The following is a 15,810-nucleotide window of genomic DNA, read 5'->3' on the forward strand; positions in this document are numbered from 1 at the left end:
CGAGGAGTGGTCAGCCCGTGTTGCGGAGGCCCGCGGCCACGCCGTTGACGGTGAGCAGCAGGGCCCGGCCGAGCAGCGGGTCGGGTTCCTCCCCCGACTCCGCGGCGTCGCGCTGGCGCTTCAGCAGGGCTACCTGGAGGTAGGAGATGGGGTCCAGGTAGGCGTCGCGGATGGCGAAGGTCTGCTGGAGGGCCGGGTGGGAGTCGAGGAGCTGTTCGCCGCCGGTGATGCGCAGGACCTCGCGGACGGTCAGTTCGTGTTCTTCCTCGATGGTGGCGAAGACGTGCCGGAGTTCGTCGGGCACGAGGGTTTCGACGTAGTGCCGGGCGATCCGCAGGTCCGTCTTGGCGAGCGTCATCTCGACGTTGGAGAGGAAGTTGCGGAAGAAGTGCCAGTGCTCGTGCATCTCGTCGAGGACGGTGTCGAGGCCGGCCTCGCGCAGCGCCTTGAGGCCGGAGCCGACGCCGAACCAGCCGGGGACGATCTGCCGGGACTGGGTCCAGCCGAAGACCCACGGGATGGCGCGCAGGCCGTCGAGGGAGACGCCGGAGCCGGGGCGGCGGGAGGGCCGCGAGCCCAGGTGCAGGTCGGCGAGCTGGTCGACCGGGGTGGAGGCGAGGAAGTACGTCGGCAGGTCCGGGTCCTCGACGAGCCTGCGGTACGCGGAGTGCGCGGCGTCGGAGACGACGTCCATGGCGGCGTCCCAGCGGGCGAGGGCCTCGTCGGACTGGCGGGGGGCCGTGTGCAGGGCAGAGGCCTGGAGCGTGGCGGCGACCGTGAGTTCCAGGTTCTCCCTGGCCAGTGACGGCACGAGGTACTTGTCGGAGATGACCTCGCCCTGCTCGGTCACCTTGATCTCGCCCTCCAGGGTGCCCCAGGGCTGGGCGAGGATCGCGTCGTGGGAGGGGCCGCCGCCGCGGCCGACGGTGCCGCCGCGGCCGTGGAAGAGGCGCAGGCGCACGCCGTAGCGGTGGGCGACGTCGCGCAGTCGGCGCTGGGCGCGGTGGATCTCCCACTGGCTGGTGGTGATGCCGCCGAACTTGGAGGAGTCCGAGTAGCCGAGCATGACTTCCTGGACGTCGCCGCGCAGGGCGACCAGGCGCCGGTAGGACGGGTCGGCGAGCATCTCGTCGAGGATGACGTCGGCGGCGCGGAGCTCGTCGGTGGTCTCCAGGAGCGGGACGATGCCGATCTTGGCCCAGCCGGCGTGCAGGTCGATGAGGCCGGCTTCGCGGGCGAGGACGGCGGCGGCGAAGACGTCGTCGGCGCCCTGGCACATCGAGATGATGTACGACTCGATGACTTCGGGGCCGAAGACTTCGAGGGCCTTCTTGACGGTGTGGAAGACGCCGAGGGTCTTCTCGCCAGCGGCGTCGAGCGGTGCCGGGGAGGGGGCGAGCGGGCGCCGGGACCTGAGCTCCTTGGCGAGGAGCTTCTGGCGGTACTCGCGGGGCATGTCGGCGTAGCGCCAGGACTCCTCGCCGAGGCGGTCGAAGAGCTGGCCGAGGGCGTGGTGGTGGGCGTCGGCGTGCTCGCGTACGTCCATGGTGGCGAGCTGGAGGCCGAAGGCGGCGAGCGTGCGGATGGTGCGGTTCATCCGGCCGTCGGCGAAGAGGGCGCCCTTGTGCTCGCGCAGCGAGGTCTGGATGAGGGTGAGGTCGTGCAGCAGCTCGGCGGTGCCGAGGTAGTCGCGGCCCTCCACGTGCGCGGTGCCCTTGGCCAGGCGCTGCTTGGTGTTCTCCAGCTTCTGCCGGATGCAGGTGGCCTTGAGGCGGTAGGGCTCCTCGGCGTTGAGGCGCTTGTAGCGGGGGCTGATCTCGGGCAGCCGCTCCAGGTCGCACTGGAGGGAGGCGCGCAGTTCCTCGGTGGCTCCGGTGTAGCGGATGGAGTTGGAGAGGAAGCCGCGCAGCTCGTCGATCAGGTCGAGCGCGTCGTTGATGCCGTGCTCGTGCTGGAGGATCAGGACGTCCCAGGTGACCTCGGGGGTCACGTTGGGGTTGCCGTCGCGGTCGCCGCCGATCCAGGTGCCGAAGGTGAGGGGGCGGGTGCCTTCGGGCAGCTGGACGCCGACGCGTTCCAGCTCGGCGGTGAGGTCCTCCAGGACGTCGCCGACGGCGCCGGCGTGCAGCTCGTCGAGGTAGTAGATGGCGTTGCGGGCCTCGTCGGCGGGTTCGGGGCGCACCACGCGGAGCTCGTCGGTCTGCCAGACGAGGTCGATGTTCTCGGCCAGTCGGGTGTCGTGGCGGCGCCGGTCGGACTCGATGACCGGGGTTTCCAGGAGCGCGGCGACGCGGCGGAGCTTGTTGAGGACCGAGCGGCGGGCGGCCTCGGTGGGGTGCGCGGTGAAGACGGGGCGCACGTTGAGGTTGCGCACGGTCTGGCGCAGGTGCTCGGGGTCGGCGTCCTTGAGGCGGTCCGCGGTGCGGGAGAGGAGTCCGCCCTCGGCGGCGCGCCGGGTGCGGAGCTCGCGGCCGCGGTGGACCTGCTCGGTGACGTTCGCCAGGTGGAAGTAGGTGGAGAAGGCGCGGACCAGCTTGGCGGCGGTCTCCAGTTCCGTGCCGCCGAGGAGCTTGGCGGCGGCCTCGCCGTCCTCGCGCGTCAGGCGGCGGACCTTTTCGACCAGTTCGAGGAGTTCGGGACCCTCTTGGCGTACGAGGGTCTCGCCGAGCAGGTCGCCGAGGCGGCGGATGTCGGCGCGCAGCTCGGTGCTGGCGTTGCTGGTGGCCTGCTGGCCCCGGTCGTCGGCACTGCTCACAGGTGCGGCTCCTTGCAGTGTTTGAAGCACGTCTGGGAGGGGTCCCCGGTAGGGGTCCGGGGGAGATAGAGAGCGGACCGCGCTGTCCGACCGTCTCCAAGGATAGGTGTCACCTCGGGCACGGAGCTCGCGGCCTCTTGCCGCGGGGCTCCGCACTGCCATACTTACGTCGCCGTAGGTTACGGAACCGTAGGAAACGCGGTATGGCAGCCGTGGCAGGAACCGTGCCCACGCACTGATCCCACCTCAACCCTCGACCCCACAGGGGACGTGCCCATGACGACAAGCTCCGATGCGTACTCCGACACCGATGTGATCGACGACGCTCCGCGGACGACCGGTGACCCCGGCGGCCCGCTGCCTCCCGCGACACTGGGCGGCGAGCAGAAGCGCTCACTCGAACAGCTCGCCCTTCTCCTCTTCATCGTCGTTCCCTTCATCGCCGTGCTGGGGGCCGTGCCGCTGGCCTGGGGCTGGGGGGTGAGCTGGCTGGATCTGGGCCTGCTCGTGTTCATGTACTACCTGGGGTGCCACGGCATCACCATCGGCTTCCACCGTTACTTCACGCACGGCTCCTTCAAGGCGAAGCGGCCGCTGCGGATCGCGCTGGCGGTGGCGGGGTCGATGGCGGTGGAGGGCCCGCTGGTCCGCTGGGTGGCCGACCACCGCAAGCACCACAAGTTCTCGGACGCGGAGGGCGACCCGCACTCCCCGTGGCGGTTCGGCGAGACGGTCCCGGCCCTGATGAAGGGGTTGTGGTGGGCGCACATCGGATGGATGTTCGATGAGGAGCGGACGTCACAGGAGAAGTACGCACCGGACCTGATCAAGGACCCGGCGCTCGTCACGATCTCGCGGCAGTTCCTGTTCTGGACGATCGTGTCGCTGGGCATCCCGCCGCTGGTGGGCGGGCTGGTCACGATGTCGTGGTGGGGCGCGTTCACGGCGTTCTTCTGGGGCTCGCTGGTCCGGGTCGCGCTGCTGCACCACGTGACGTGGTCGATCAACTCGATCTGTCACGCGGTGGGCAAGCGCCCCTTCAAGTCCCGGGACCGTTCGGGCAACGTGTGGTGGCTGGCGGTGCTCTCCTGCGGGGAGTCCTGGCACAACCTCCACCACGCCGACCCGACGTCGGCGCGGCACGGCGTGATGAAGGGCCAGATCGACTCGTCCGCGCGGATCATCCGCTGGTGCGAGCAGCTGGGCTGGGCGTCCGACGTGCGGTGGCCCTCGCAGTCGCGCCTGGACGCGCGGCGCAGGCCCGCGGGGGAGGCCGAGTCCCGGCGCGGGGCGCGCTCGCCCGACGCGGCATGATGGACGACGTGGCGACCGACTCCAGCAATTCCAGCCCTGCCGGCAAAGAGAAGCAGCCCCGGCGTGCCCGCCGGACCCGGATGACGGGTGCCGAGCGCCGGGAGCAGCTGCTGGACATCGGCCGTACGCTCTTCGCCGCCAAGGGGTTCGAGGGCACGTCGGTGGAGGAGATCGCGGCCAAGGCCGGGGTCTCCAAGCCGGTGGTGTACGAGCACTTCGGCGGCAAGGAGGGGCTGTACGCGGTGGTGGTGGACCGCGAGATGCGGGCGCTCCTGGACATGGTGACGGGGGCGCTGACGGCGGGCCACCCGCGCGAGCTCCTCGAACAAGCCGCGTTCGCCCTGCTCGACTACATCGACACGTACACGGACGGTTTCCGCATCCTGGTGCGCGATTCCCCGGTGGCCCAGTCCACCGGCACCTTCGCGTCCCTGATCTCCGACATCGCGACGCAGGTCGAGGACATCCTGGGCCAGGAGTTCAAGGGCCGCGGCTTCGACCAGAAGCTGGCGCCGCTGTACGCGCAGGCGCTGGTCGGCATGGTCGCGCTGACGGGCCAGTGGTGGCTGGACGTCCGCAAGCCGAAGAAGGCGGAGGTGGCGGCCCACCTGGTGAACCTGGCGTGGCACGGCCTCGACGGCCTGGAGCCGAAGCCGCGGCTGATAGGCCACCGGAAGAGCTGACGCCGGTCAGCTCCGGGTGATGGCCTCACCGATGGCGAAGCCCTTGGCGGGGCCGCTCGGGACGACGGCGTCGGTGCCGTACGGGACGCGGTGCTCGTCCTCGTAGCTCTCCTTCTTCGGGTTGGGCGCGGTCAGGACGAGGACCGCGCCGTCCTCGTCGAAGTCGTCGACGATCACATAGACGGGGATGCCGGCGCGGGCGTACTCGCGACGCTTGCGGACGCGGTCGCGCTCGATGTTGCGGGAGCCGGGTGAGACGACCTCGACGACCAGGGCGACTCCGGAGGCGTCGACGCCGAGGTCTTCCTCGTTGGGGATCTCGTCGAGGTCCTCCGGGGCGACGAAGAGGTCGGGGATCCAGGACTTGCGGCCGTGGATGACGTTGATGTCCTGGAACGGCAGGTAATCGCTGCCCGAAAGGTGCCGGTCCAGCGCACGACGGCAACGGTTGATGAGCACGCCGTGACGACGGCGACCGGTGGGCGACACCTCGATGGCTCCCTCGATGATCTCGGCGCGGTAGCCCTCGGGGAGATCCATGGCCTTCCACGCCTGCCACAGGACCTCGTCCAAGTCGGGTACCGGGTTGTTCACCACGGGGGTCACCTCATGTGCGAGAGCGGTCATCGTGCAGCACCTCCTCCATCAGTGTGGGCGCGGGCGCCACTGCGGCACAAGCGACACGGTGACGGTACGGCGCCGAGTGCATCGTCACCCGAAAAGCCCCCGGCGATCACCCGAACGTGCGAGGTCAGGCCAACGGTTCGAGGAATTCGAGGCGGTTGCCGACCGGGTCCTCGGAGTAGAAGCGGCGGTGGCCCGGCAGGTTGTCGTCCCACACGACCTCGGCGCCCCGCGCGGTCAGTCGGTCCGCGTACCCGGCGATGTCCCGGACCCGCAGGCCGGGGTGGGCCTTTCGGGCGGGGTGGAAGTCGTCCTCGACGCCGACGTGCAGGCGGACGTCGCCCGCCTCGAACCAGCAGCCGCCGCGTGCCGCGGGCACCGGCGGCTTCGACACCTCCGTCATGCCGAGCACGTCGACGTAGTAGGCCCGCAGCAGGTCCTCGCTGCCGGGCGGGGCGGCGAGCTGGACGTGGTCAAGGGACGCGAGCATCACGCACCGCCTTCCTTGCGGGCCACCGCGAACACCCGGCGGAAGGGGAAGACGGTGCCGTGGGCGGTCGCCGGGTAGGCCGTGCGCAGGAGGTCGCGGTACTCCGACAGGAACGCCTCCGTGGCGGCGGGGTCGTCGGCCAGGGCGGTCAGGACCGGGCGCAGGCCCGTGCCCTTCACCCAGTCCAGGACCGGGTCCTCGCCGGTCAGCAGGTGCTGGTACGTCGTCTCCCACGCGTCGACCGCGCAGCCGAGGTCCGCGAGCCGCTCCAGGTACTCCCCCGGCGTCAGGACCGCGTCCGCGTGCCGCAGCCGTCCGCCGAGCCGCCCCCGCCACCGCTCGGAGCCGCTCAGTTCCCGCATCAGGACGTGGCTGGGGGCGTCGAAGTTGCCCGGCACCTGGAAGGCGAACGTGCCGCCGCGCGTCAGGGCGTCGATCCAGGCGGCGAACGAGCCGGGGTGGCCCGGCACCCACTGGAGGGTCGCGTTGGACACGATCAGGTCGTACGTTCCCGGGGCCGGTGTCCACCGGGTGGCATCGGCGGGGGCGAAGTCGAGGAGGCCGCCGCCGGCCGTGGGGCCCGCCACCGCCTCGGCCCTGGCCAGCATCTCCGGGGAGTTGTCGAAGCCGGTGATGTGCGCGGTGGGCCAGCGCTCGGCGAGGAGCCGGGTGACGTTGCCGGGGCCGCAGCCGAGGTCGGCGACGCGGGGCGGGCGGCCGGCGGCGGGGAGGTCGGGGACGCGGGCGAGCAGGTCCACGAAGGGCCGGGAGCGGTGGTCGGCGTGGCGCAGGTACTGGTGGGGATCCCAGGTGGCGGCGGCTGCGGATGCGGGCATGGTGGGCCTCCTCGACGACGGCGCGGGGAACGCGGCGGGACGCCGGGGTGACGTGCGGTGCGCGCTCCGAGGGCCATCCTGAACCCGAAGTATCTTGACGTCAAGAGACTTCATGTCGACAGACCCCCTACACTGATCGTCATGGAGGACGAGGTCGATCGGCTGGTCGCAGCGTGGCGCCGGGAGCGCCCGGACCTCGACGTGGAACCACTCGAGGTGCTCAGCCGCGTGAGCAGGCTCGCGCGGCACCTGGACCGTGCCCGAAGGCTCGCCTTCTCGGAGCACAACCTGGAGCCGTGGGAGTTCGACGTCCTGACGTCGCTGCGGCGCGCCGGCGCGCCCTACCAGCTCTCCCCCGGCCAGCTCCTGACCCAGACGCTCGTGACGTCCGGCACGATGACGAATCGCATCGACCGCCTCGCGAAGAAGGGCCTCGTCGAGCGGCTGCCGGACCCCAGCGACCGGCGCGGCGTCCTGGTGCGGCTCACCGCGGAGGGCCGGGACCGCGCGGACCAGGCCCTGGCCGGACTCCTGGAGCAGGAGCGGGCGATCCTCGCCGAGCTCTCCCGCGCTCAGCGCGGCGAACTGGCGGGGCTGCTACGCCAGTTGACCGCCCCGTTCGACAACATCCCCGGCTAGGTCGGCCGGCCCGACGCCCGCGCGCCGGGCCAGCGCCACCGCGGCGAGCGTGGAGTGCACGCCCAGCTTGCCCAGCACGTTCTGCATGTGCGTACGCACCGTGTGCGGGGAGAGGAAGAGACGCTCGGCGACGGCCTTGCGGCCGAGCCCCGCCACCATGCAGCGCAGCACCTCGCGCTCGCGCGGGGTCAGCGACTCCACCAGGCGCTCGGACTCGGTGCGGTGCTTGCGGGCCGCGGTCAGCTCGCGCAGCACGCCGGTGAGCAGGGCGGGCGGCAGGTGGGTCTCGTCGCGCAGCACGCCCCGTATGACCGTCAGGAGCCGGGAGAGCGAGCAGTCCTTGGCGACCCAGCCGGAGGCCCCGGCCTGCAGGGCGAGCGCCGCGCGGCGCGGGTCGTCCTTCTCGGCGAGCACCACGGTGCGCACGGCGGGCTGGCCGGTGCGCACCCCCGCGACCAGCGAGATGCCGTCGACGAGCCCGTCGGCGTTGCCCTCCTGGACGGAGACGGCGGGCCGGGCGGCCAGGACGCTCGCGGCGCTGCCGAGGTCGGCGTCGACGAGCAGCACGTCGTACCTGCGCCCCTCGGCGATCGAGCGCTCCAGGCAGCGCAGTGCGGCGGGACCGCTGCCGGCCGCCGACACCTCGACGTCGGGCTCGGCCGCGAGCGCGGCGGCCAGCGACTCGGCGAAGATGCGGTGGTCGTCGACGACCAGGACTCGAATGCGAACCACAGAAACCCCCTTCCCCGCGCTCCCGGCAGGGAGCTGGGGATACCCCATCATCGGAGAACGGCTGGTGCGGGTACGGCGCCCGGTGCGGGGGTCGACGCGGTGGCCCGGCCGCCGCCGGACGTGACCGCTGCCCCCACGCCGGGCGCTGTACCCGACTGTCTCGCCCCCTGATCAGTGCCGGCCCCCACCGGCACTGCCCTTCAGAGTAGGGCCGCACGCCCGCAGCGGAAGGTGATTTGCAGAACTGATTGGCCGACGCGTTTATGGTGAGCCATATGTTTCGGATGGAGACGGGAGTCGACAAAGAGCGGCTGGGTCTGCTGCGCTCGCGGCTGAGCGAGACGAACACGGCGGCGTCGGCGGAGCTGCGCGCGCTCCGCGGCACCCGCGACGACCAGGAAGTGCCGCTGGCCGTCTGGGCGTTGGACGAGACGGGCGGGCTGGCCGCGGGGATCGCCGCGCACACCTGGGCGCGCTGGCTGCACGTGGACTACCTCTGGGTCGACGACCGGCACCGCGGGGCGGGCCTCGGCTCACGGCTGCTCGCGGAGGCGGAACGGGTGGCCGTCGAGGAGCGCGGCTGCCGCAGCTCCCGGGTGGAGACGTGGGACTTCCAGGCCCCGGGCTTCTACCGGAACCAGGGGTACGAGCTGGTGAGCGTGATCCCCGACTACCCCGAGGGCGTCAAGGAGTTCACGCTCACCAAGCGGCTGGGCTGACCCGCGGGCTCAGGCCGCGAGCCCCACGACCAGGGCGCCGGCGACCGGCGCCGCGTACAGCAGCGGGAACGGGATGTGCGCGTACCAGCGCGCCCGCACCACGGTGACGACGGCCCCGGCGAAGTACAGCACCAGGGCGATCGCCGCCACGGTCCCGACCACCGGCACGAACAGGCCGGCGAGCAGCCCTGCGACGCCCGCGGCCTTGGCGGCGCCGAGCCAGGGCAGCCACCTCATGGGGACGCCGTAGTCGGCCATCGGCTGCACGACCCACTGGGCGCGCAGGAAGACGGAGACGGCGGAGAAGCCCACCATCGCGGCGGCGATCAGGGTGACGACGGTGTGGGTGGTGGACATCTGGGACGCTCCTCTGTCGCGCGGCCGCCGAAGCGGTGCCGCCCTGGCCGGTGCCGTTCTCGGCTGTTCACTGCCATGACGGAGCACACCGCACCGATGTGACCGGTCGGCGGAATCTTTTTCCGCCGGGTTCCGCCGGGTTCCGCCGGGCCCGGTCACCGCCCGCTCACGCCTCCCGGCGCGCCCCCGCCGACGGGGCCGCGGGGAACACCCGCGGCGCCGTGAAGCCCGCCGCGTCGAAGGCCGCGAGGACGGACTTCGTGACCGTCTCCGCGTCGGCCGCCTCCACCAGGACGAGCGCCGAGCCGCCGAAGCCGCCGCCGGTCATCCGGGCGCCGAGCGCGCCCGCCGCGTTCGCGGAGCTCACCACCAGGTCCAGCTCCGGGCAGGAGATGCGCAGGTCGTCGCGGAGCGAGGCGTGTCCCTCGGTGAGGACGGGGCCGGCCGCGCGGACGTCGCCGGCGTCGAGGAGGCCGATGACCCGCTCGACGCGGTGGTCGTCCGAGACAATGTGCCGCACGTACCGCCGGATCCGCTCGTCCGTCAGCCGCTCCAGCGCCGCGGGGAGTTCGTCGTACGGCACGTCCCGCAGGTGGGTCACGCCCAGGATGCGGGCGCCCTCCTCGCAGCCGGCCCGGCGCTCCGCGTACGCCCCGTCGCCCAGCTCGTGCTTGACCCGGGTGTCGACGACGAGCAGCCGCAGGCCGTGCGCGTCGAGGTCGAAGGGGACCTGCCGTATCGCCAGGTCGCGGCAGTCCAGGTGCAGGGCGTGGCCCTCGGTGGCGCACGCGGAGGCCATCTGGTCCATCACGCCGCAGGGCACGCCGACGAAGGCGTTCTCGGCGCGCTGGGCGAGGACCGCGAGACGCGGCCGGTCGAGGCCGAGCCCGTACAGGTCGTTCAGAGCAAGGGCCGTGACGACCTCCAGGGCGGCCGACGAGGACAGGCCCGCCCCGGTGGGCACGGTCGAGGCGAGGTGGATGTCGGCGCCGCCGGACACGTCGTGGCCCGCGTCCCGCAGCGCCCACACCACACCGGCGGGGTAGGCGGCCCAGCCGCCCTGCCCGTACTTCGACAGGGGTTCGAGGGTGTCGACGCGGAGTTCGGCGACGGGGGCGTCGATGTCCGCGGAGTGCAGCCGCAGGACGCCGTCGGTGCGCCGGGCCGCGGCCGCCACCGCGGTGTGCGGCAGGGCGAGCGGCAGCACGAACCCCTCGTTGAAGTCCGTGTACTCGCCGATGAGGTTGACCCGGCCCGGGGCCGACCACACCCCCTGCGCCGGGTACCCGTACAGCTCGGCGAACTTGCCCGCTACGTCCATCGGTTGCCCCTCAGCCCCTCGTTTTTTCTCTCAACGCCGGGCGAACGCCCAGGCGTCGGCGACGATGCCCGCGAGGTCCGCGCGGGTCGGGTTCCAGCCGAGCTTCTCGCGTGCGGTGGCGGCCGATGCGACCAGGACCGCCGGGTCGCCGCCGCGGCGCGGGGCCGTGACCTCCGGGATGGGGTGGCCGGTGACCTCGCGGACGGTCTCGATGACCTCGCGCACGGAGAAGCCGTTGCCGTTGCCGAGGTTGCAGATGAGGTGCTCGCCGGGGGTGGCGGCGTCGACGGCGAGGAGGTGGGCCTCGGCGAGGTCGGCGACGTGGATGTAGTCGCGCACGCAGGTGCCGTCCGGCGTCGGGTAGTCGTCGCCGAAGACGTTGATCGCCTCGCGGCGGCCCTGGGCGACCTGGAGGACGAGCGGGATGAGGTGCGACTCGGGGTCGTGGCGCTCGCCGCAGTCGCCGTACGCGCCCGCGACGTTGAAGTAGCGCAGCGAGACGGCGGCCAGGCCGTGCGCGGCGGCCTCGCCGCTGATCATGTGGTCGACGGCGAGCTTGGAGGCGCCGTACGGAGAGGTCGGCGCGGTCGGGTCGGTCTCCGTGATGGGGGTGCTCACGGGTTCGCCGTACGTGGCGGCGGTGGAGGAGAAGACGAGCCGGCGCACGTCGGCGTCGCGCATGGCGGCGAGCAGCGCCATGGTGCCGCCGACGTTGTTGGCCCAGTACTTCTCGGGCTTCACGACGGACTCGCCGACCTGGGAGAAGGCGGCGAAGTGGAGCACGGCGTCGTACGTGGAGTCCAGCCACTTGGCCGCGTCGCGGATGTCGCCCTCGATGAACGCGGCGCCGGCGGGGACGCCTTCACGGAAGCCCGTCGAGAGGTTGTCGAGCACGGTCACCTCGTGCCCGGCCTCGATCAGATGCTGCGCCACCACACTTCCGACGTAGCCCGCACCACCGGTGACCAGGTACTTACCGCTCATGAACTCGCTACCTCTCGCAGTCGCTGGGCCGCGGCTTCCGGCGGCACGTCGTTGATGAACACGCTCATGCCGGATTCGGAACCCGCGAGGAACTTCAGCTTGCCCGAAGTGCGGCGAATCGTGAAAAGTTCGAGGTGCAGGCCGAAGTCGTCCCGGTTGATCCCGTCATGTCCGTCGAGGCCGGTGAACGGCGCCTGGTGCCAGGCCGCGATGTAGGGGGTGGGGGTCGTGCCCGAGGTGTCGAAGATCCGGTCGAAGCGCCTGAGGAGTTCCAGGTAGATCCGCGGGAACTCCGCGCGCGCCGCTTCGTCGAGGGCGAGCAGGTCGGGGACCCGGCGCTTGGGGTACAGGTGCACCTCGTAGGGCCAGTGCGCCGCGTACGGCACGAAGGCCACCCAGTGCTCGCCCGCCAGGACGACCCGCTCGCCGGCGCTCTCCTTCGCGACGATGTCGTCGAAGAGGTTGGTGCCGGTGGACTCCTTGAACGCGCCGAGCGAGCGCAGCATCAGGTCCGTGCGCGGGGTGACGAAGGGGTAGGCGTAGATCTGGCCGTGCGGGTGGCCGAGGGTCACGCCGATCTCGGCGCCGCGGTTCTCGAAGCAGAACACCTGCGCCACGGAGTCCAGGTGGGCGAGTTCGGCGGTGCGGTCGGTCCAGGCCTCCAGGACGAGTCCGGCCTGCTCGGGGGTGAGGTCGGCGAAGGAGGCCGTGTGGTCGGGGGTGAAGCAGACGACCTCGCAGCGGCCCGCGTCGCCCGCGAGCGAGGGGAAGCGGTTCTCGAAGACCACGACGTCGTACGCGGAGTCGGGGATCTCGCTGAGCCGTTCCCCGGCGGAGGGGCACAGGGGGCACTCGTCGGCCGGCGGGTGGTAGGTGCGGCCCTGGCGGTGCGAGGCGATGGCCACGCTGTCGCCGAGCAGGGGGTCCCGTCGCACCTCCGATGTGGTCGAGACGGGCCCGAGCGGGCGCCGGTCGACGGCGTCGCGCACGGTGTCGTCGCGCACGTCGTAGTAGATGAGCTCACGACCGTCGGCGAGACGGGTCGAGGTCTTCTTCACGTCAGGGGCTCCTCACCACCCACCCAACAGAACCGAACATAACAAATCACAAGCCAACAGCTCCGTCAATGCCCGCACCCCCGGGGGCGGGGCAATGTTTCGACCCGTCAGCTCGATCACAATCAAACAAAGAACACCAACAGAACTGTTCAGTTATTGAAGCAAGGGGCGTAGGTTCCGGTCTGATCCGTTCGCGCAACGAAGCGAGTTCACATGCTGTCCCCGACACAAACCCTGGCCGAGGGGCTTCGGCTGCCCACCAACGGCCTCGACTACGCGATCCTGGCGATCTACTTCGCCGTGGTTCTCGGCATCGGCTTCGCCGCCCGGCGCTCCGTGAAGACCAGCCTCGACTTCTTCCTCTCGGGCCGTTCGCTGCCCGCGTGGGTCACCGGGCTCGCCTTCGTCGCCGCGAACCTGGGCGCCACCGAGATCCTCGGCATGGCCGCGACCGGCGCGCAGTACGGCGTCGCGGTCGTCCACTGGTACTGGATCGGCGCCATCCCGGCCATGGTCTTCCTCGGCCTGGTCATGATGCCCTTCTACTACCGCAGCAAGGTCCGCTCCGTCCCCGAGTTCCTGCTCCAGCGCTTCGACAAGTCGGCGCACCTGCTCAGCTCGGCGCTCTTCGCCTTCGCGGCGATCCTCATCGCGGGCGTGAACCTCTACGCCCTGTCGATCGTCGTCGAGGCGCTGCTCGGCTGGCCGCAGTGGGTGGCGATCGTCGTCGCGGGGCTCTTCGTCCTCGCGTACATCACCATCGGCGGTCTCTCCTCGGCGATCTACAACGAGGTCCTGCAGTTCTTCGTCATCCTCGCCGCGCTGATACCCATCTGCGTCATCGGCCTGAAGAAGGTCGGCGGCTGGGACGGCCTGTCCGGCTCGATCGAGAAGCAGCACGGCGACAACTTCATGACCGCCTGGGGCGGCACCGGCATCGGTGACGCCAACCCGCTCGGCGCCAACTGGCTGACGATCATCCTCGGCCTCGGCTTCGTGCTCTCCTTCGGCTACTGGACGACCAACTTCGCCGAGGTGCAGCGCGCGCTCTCCGCCAAGAACCTGAGCGCCGCCCAGCGCACCCCGCTGATCGCCGCCTTCCCGAAGATCTTCATCGTCTTCGCGGTGATGATCCCGGGCCTGGTCGCCGCCGTCCTCGTCCCGAAGATCGGCACGGCGGGCTCCGACCTGACGTACAACGACGCGATCCCGTACCTGATGCAGGAGTTGCTGCCCAACGGCGTGCTCGGCATCGCGGTCACCGGTCTGCTCGCCGCGTTCATGGCGGGCATGGCGGCGAACGTCTCGTCCTTCAACACCGTGTTCACGTACGACATCTGGGCGAAGTACGTGGTCAAGGACCGTGAGGACGGCTACTACCTGAAGTTCGGCCGGCTCATCACCGCTCTCGGTGTGCTCGCCTCGATCGGCACGGCGTTCATCGCCTCGTCGTTCTCGAACATCATGAGCTACCTGCAGACGCTGTTCTCCTTCTTCAACGTCCCGATGTTCGTGGTCTTCATCATCGGCATGTTCTGGAAGCGGGCGTCGATGAAGTCCGGCGTCTGGGGCCTGCTCGCGGGCACCACCGCCGCGATGGTCAACTACTTCTGGATCTACAAGCAGGGCATCATCGACATCCCGTCCGACCAGGGCGCCAACTTCGTCTCGGCGATGGTCGGCTTCGCCGCCGGCGCCGTCGTGATGGTGGCCGTCACCCTGTTCACCGAGCCCAAGCCGGAGGCCGAACTGGCCGGTCTGGTCTACGGAACGGTCTCGCCGGACCTGGAGGCGGACGGCGTCGAGGCGGGCGACGACGCGTGGTACCGCAGGCCGGCGCTGCTCGGCTGGGGCGCCGTCGTCCTCGCCGCCGCCTGTTACGTGCCGTACTCGTTCTAGCCCCGATCGGAGGACCGAAGACCATGTCTGATCTGCACAAGCACGTCTCCGACCTGGAGGCCAAGTCCGCCACGGCGGCCCGGCTCTTCGACATCAGGCGCATCATCGGCGGCCTGTTCGTCGTCTACGGGATCATCGTGACGATCGCCGGCATCACCGCGTCCGACGCCGACCTGAAGAAGGCCGAGGACATCAACATCAACCTGTGGACGGGGCTCGCCATGCTCGCCCTCGGGCTCTTCTTCCTGGGGTGGCTCTGGCTGCGCCCGATGGTGGTGCCCGCGGCGGGGCCGGAGACGGAGCCGAAGGAGGGGACCGAGTAACCCCTCGCTCGTCCTCCCCGGCCGGGGCCCGGCGTCACCGCGGTGACTCGGGCCCCGGCGCCGTCTCCGGGCCCTCGGGGCCACCGCCGTTGTGCGCGTACGAGGAGAGCGGGCGCTCGGCGCGCTCCAGCAGGCCCGTGCGCGCGGCGAGCGCGGCGGCCTCCAGGCGCGAGCCGACGCCGAGCTTCATCAGGACCCGCTGGACGTGGGTGCGTGCCGTGCTCGGGGCTATCCCCATGCCGGCGGCGATCAGCCGGGTGTCCTCGCCGTCCGCGACCCGGACCAGCACCTCGACCTCGCGGGGCGTGAGCATCTGCAGCAGGCGCTGCCCCTCGTCGTCGGGCTGCGCGGCCGGGTTGAGCAGCTCGCTGAAGGCGCCCTGGAGCAGCTGGGGCGCGACGGCCGCCTCGCCCGCGCGCGCCTTCATGATGGCGCGCTCCACACCCTCGATGCGCTCGTCGTGGCGCACGTACCCACAGGCGCCGGAGGCGAAGGCCGCGGCGATCCCGCGCGGGTTCGGCACCGGACCGAGCACCACCACCTGCACCTGCGGGCGGTCCCGCTTGATCTTCACCACCGGGTCGAACATGCCCGGTTCGGCGGGCGTCGCCGTGCCGAGGAGGCAGACCTCCGGGGCCCTGCTGATGACCAGTTCCGCCGCGCCCGCGGCGGGCGCGGCGGCGGCGAGCACCCGGTGCCCGCGCAGTTTCAGCGCCGAGGCGAGGGCCTCGGCGAGCAGTCGATGATCGTCGACCACCATGAGCCGCACACCCACAGCAACCCCCCACTTCCCCGACTGATCCCCAGATCCACCGGTCGCCCCGCTCTCCCGCTCCCCGTGGACCGCGGGCCCCCCGGCCCACCGTCCCCCGGAAGCTACACGCTTGTTCGACGTTACGCGCCCCCTACCGGCCAGAAGCGGCCCGTAATGCCGAAATCCCTGCCCTTGGGGGGCGCCGGGAAGGACCGGGTGGTACGCGGACGGCGGGGGGGGGGGGGACGCGGGGGGGGGGGGGGGGGGGGGGGGGGGGGGGGGGGAACGCGAGTTTGTGTTTTTTTTTTTTTTTTTCCCCAAG

The 15,810-nt window shown here is 71.2% G+C and carries 16 protein-coding genes; 6 read left to right on the forward strand and 10 right to left on the reverse strand.

Annotation, left to right across the window (positions count from 1 at the left end):
• Positions 1 to 10: 10 nt before the first annotated feature.
• Positions 11 to 2,755, reverse strand: coding sequence for a phosphoenolpyruvate carboxylase (ppc, locus tag ACZ6CV_RS17185; RefSeq protein WP_469251598.1), 2,745 nt, complete (start codon positions 2,753 to 2,755; stop codon positions 11 to 13).
• Positions 2,756 to 3,031: 276 nt separating this feature from the next.
• Between ppc and ACZ6CV_RS17190 the strand changes: the two genes are divergently transcribed.
• Entirely contained in the window at positions 3,032 to 4,069 is a 1,038-nt protein-coding gene (locus tag ACZ6CV_RS17190) for an acyl-CoA desaturase (protein ID WP_469251599.1), read from the forward strand.
• Complete coding sequence (locus tag ACZ6CV_RS17195) at positions 4,066 to 4,752, forward strand: TetR/AcrR family transcriptional regulator (protein ID WP_362376863.1); 687 nt, start codon at positions 4,066 to 4,068, stop codon at positions 4,750 to 4,752. Before ACZ6CV_RS17190 ends, ACZ6CV_RS17195 begins: the two co-directional genes overlap by 4 nt.
• Positions 4,753 to 4,758: 6 nt before the next feature.
• Here the strand turns inward: ACZ6CV_RS17195 and ACZ6CV_RS17200 are convergent, their stop codons facing one another.
• The 3 genes from ACZ6CV_RS17200 to ACZ6CV_RS17210 all read right to left on the reverse strand — a co-directional run bounded on the left by ACZ6CV_RS17200 (position 4,759) and on the right by ACZ6CV_RS17210 (position 6,702).
• Complete coding sequence (locus ACZ6CV_RS17200) at positions 4,759 to 5,379, reverse strand: Uma2 family endonuclease (protein ID WP_469251600.1); 621 nt, start codon at positions 5,377 to 5,379, stop codon at positions 4,759 to 4,761.
• A gap of 124 nt (positions 5,380 to 5,503) precedes the next feature.
• On the reverse strand, positions 5,504 to 5,866 hold the full coding sequence (locus tag ACZ6CV_RS17205) for a VOC family protein (RefSeq protein ID WP_469251601.1): 363 nt from the start codon (positions 5,864 to 5,866) through the stop codon (positions 5,504 to 5,506).
• Positions 5,866 to 6,702, reverse strand: a complete 837-nt coding sequence (locus ACZ6CV_RS17210; protein WP_469251602.1) for a trans-aconitate 2-methyltransferase — start codon at positions 6,700 to 6,702, stop codon at positions 5,866 to 5,868. Before ACZ6CV_RS17210 ends, ACZ6CV_RS17205 begins: the two co-directional genes overlap by 1 nt.
• A 141-nt stretch (positions 6,703 to 6,843) precedes the next feature.
• Here ACZ6CV_RS17210 and tamR point away from each other — a divergent pair, with 141 nt between their 5' ends.
• Positions 6,844 to 7,341 (forward strand): MarR family transcriptional regulator TamR, encoded by a 498-nt coding sequence (gene tamR, locus ACZ6CV_RS17215; protein WP_362376856.1) that lies wholly within the window; start codon positions 6,844 to 6,846, stop codon positions 7,339 to 7,341.
• On the opposite strand, the gene ACZ6CV_RS17220 is transcribed toward tamR, so the two are convergent.
• The gene (locus tag ACZ6CV_RS17220) at positions 7,300 to 8,073 is read right to left on the reverse strand and encodes a response regulator transcription factor (RefSeq protein WP_355807427.1); all 774 of its coding nucleotides are present in this window, start codon (positions 8,071 to 8,073) and stop codon (positions 7,300 to 7,302) included. The genes tamR and ACZ6CV_RS17220 overlap by 42 nt on opposite strands.
• A 263-nt stretch (positions 8,074 to 8,336) precedes the next feature.
• On the opposite strand from ACZ6CV_RS17220, the gene ACZ6CV_RS17225 reads away from it, so the two are divergent.
• Positions 8,337 to 8,792 (forward strand): GNAT family N-acetyltransferase, encoded by a 456-nt coding sequence (locus ACZ6CV_RS17225; RefSeq protein WP_362376986.1) that lies wholly within the window; start codon positions 8,337 to 8,339, stop codon positions 8,790 to 8,792.
• 9 nt (positions 8,793 to 8,801) lie between these two features.
• On the opposite strand, the gene ACZ6CV_RS17230 is transcribed toward ACZ6CV_RS17225, so the two are convergent.
• The 4 genes from ACZ6CV_RS17230 to galT form a co-directional block, all read right to left on the reverse strand.
• A complete protein-coding gene (locus tag ACZ6CV_RS17230) occupies positions 8,802 to 9,149 on the reverse strand; it encodes a DoxX family protein (protein WP_469251603.1) in 348 nt (115 codons plus the stop codon).
• A gap of 166 nt (positions 9,150 to 9,315) precedes the next feature.
• Positions 9,316 to 10,470 carry a galactokinase gene (gene galK / locus ACZ6CV_RS17235; RefSeq protein WP_469251604.1) on the reverse strand — a complete coding sequence of 385 codons (1,155 nt, stop codon included), beginning with the start codon at positions 10,468 to 10,470 and terminating at the stop codon, positions 9,316 to 9,318.
• 30 nt (positions 10,471 to 10,500) lie between these two features.
• Positions 10,501 to 11,454, reverse strand: coding sequence for a UDP-glucose 4-epimerase GalE (gene galE / locus ACZ6CV_RS17240; protein ID WP_469251605.1), 954 nt, complete (start codon positions 11,452 to 11,454; stop codon positions 10,501 to 10,503).
• Positions 11,451 to 12,512 (reverse strand): galactose-1-phosphate uridylyltransferase, encoded by a 1,062-nt coding sequence (galT, locus tag ACZ6CV_RS17245; RefSeq protein WP_469251606.1) that lies wholly within the window; start codon positions 12,510 to 12,512, stop codon positions 11,451 to 11,453. Before galT ends, galE begins: the two co-directional genes overlap by 4 nt.
• A gap of 213 nt (positions 12,513 to 12,725) precedes the next feature.
• On the opposite strand from galT, the gene ACZ6CV_RS17250 reads away from it, so the two are divergent.
• Positions 12,726 to 14,411: a sodium:solute symporter family protein gene (locus tag ACZ6CV_RS17250; protein WP_362376849.1), complete on the forward strand. Its 1,686-nt coding sequence runs from the start codon at positions 12,726 to 12,728 to the stop codon at positions 14,409 to 14,411.
• 23 nt (positions 14,412 to 14,434) lie between these two features.
• On the forward strand, positions 14,435 to 14,734 hold the full coding sequence (locus ACZ6CV_RS17255; protein WP_469251607.1) for a hypothetical protein: 300 nt from the start codon (positions 14,435 to 14,437) through the stop codon (positions 14,732 to 14,734).
• 34 nt (positions 14,735 to 14,768) lie between these two features.
• Here ACZ6CV_RS17255 and ACZ6CV_RS17260 read toward each other — a convergent pair whose 3' ends face one another.
• Positions 14,769 to 15,494: a LuxR C-terminal-related transcriptional regulator gene (locus ACZ6CV_RS17260; RefSeq protein WP_469251608.1), complete on the reverse strand. Its 726-nt coding sequence runs from the start codon at positions 15,492 to 15,494 to the stop codon at positions 14,769 to 14,771.
• Between the last annotated feature and the right edge of the window lie 316 nt (positions 15,495 to 15,810).

The sequence above is a fragment of the Streptomyces sp. NPDC041713 genome, assembly GCF_055591085.1.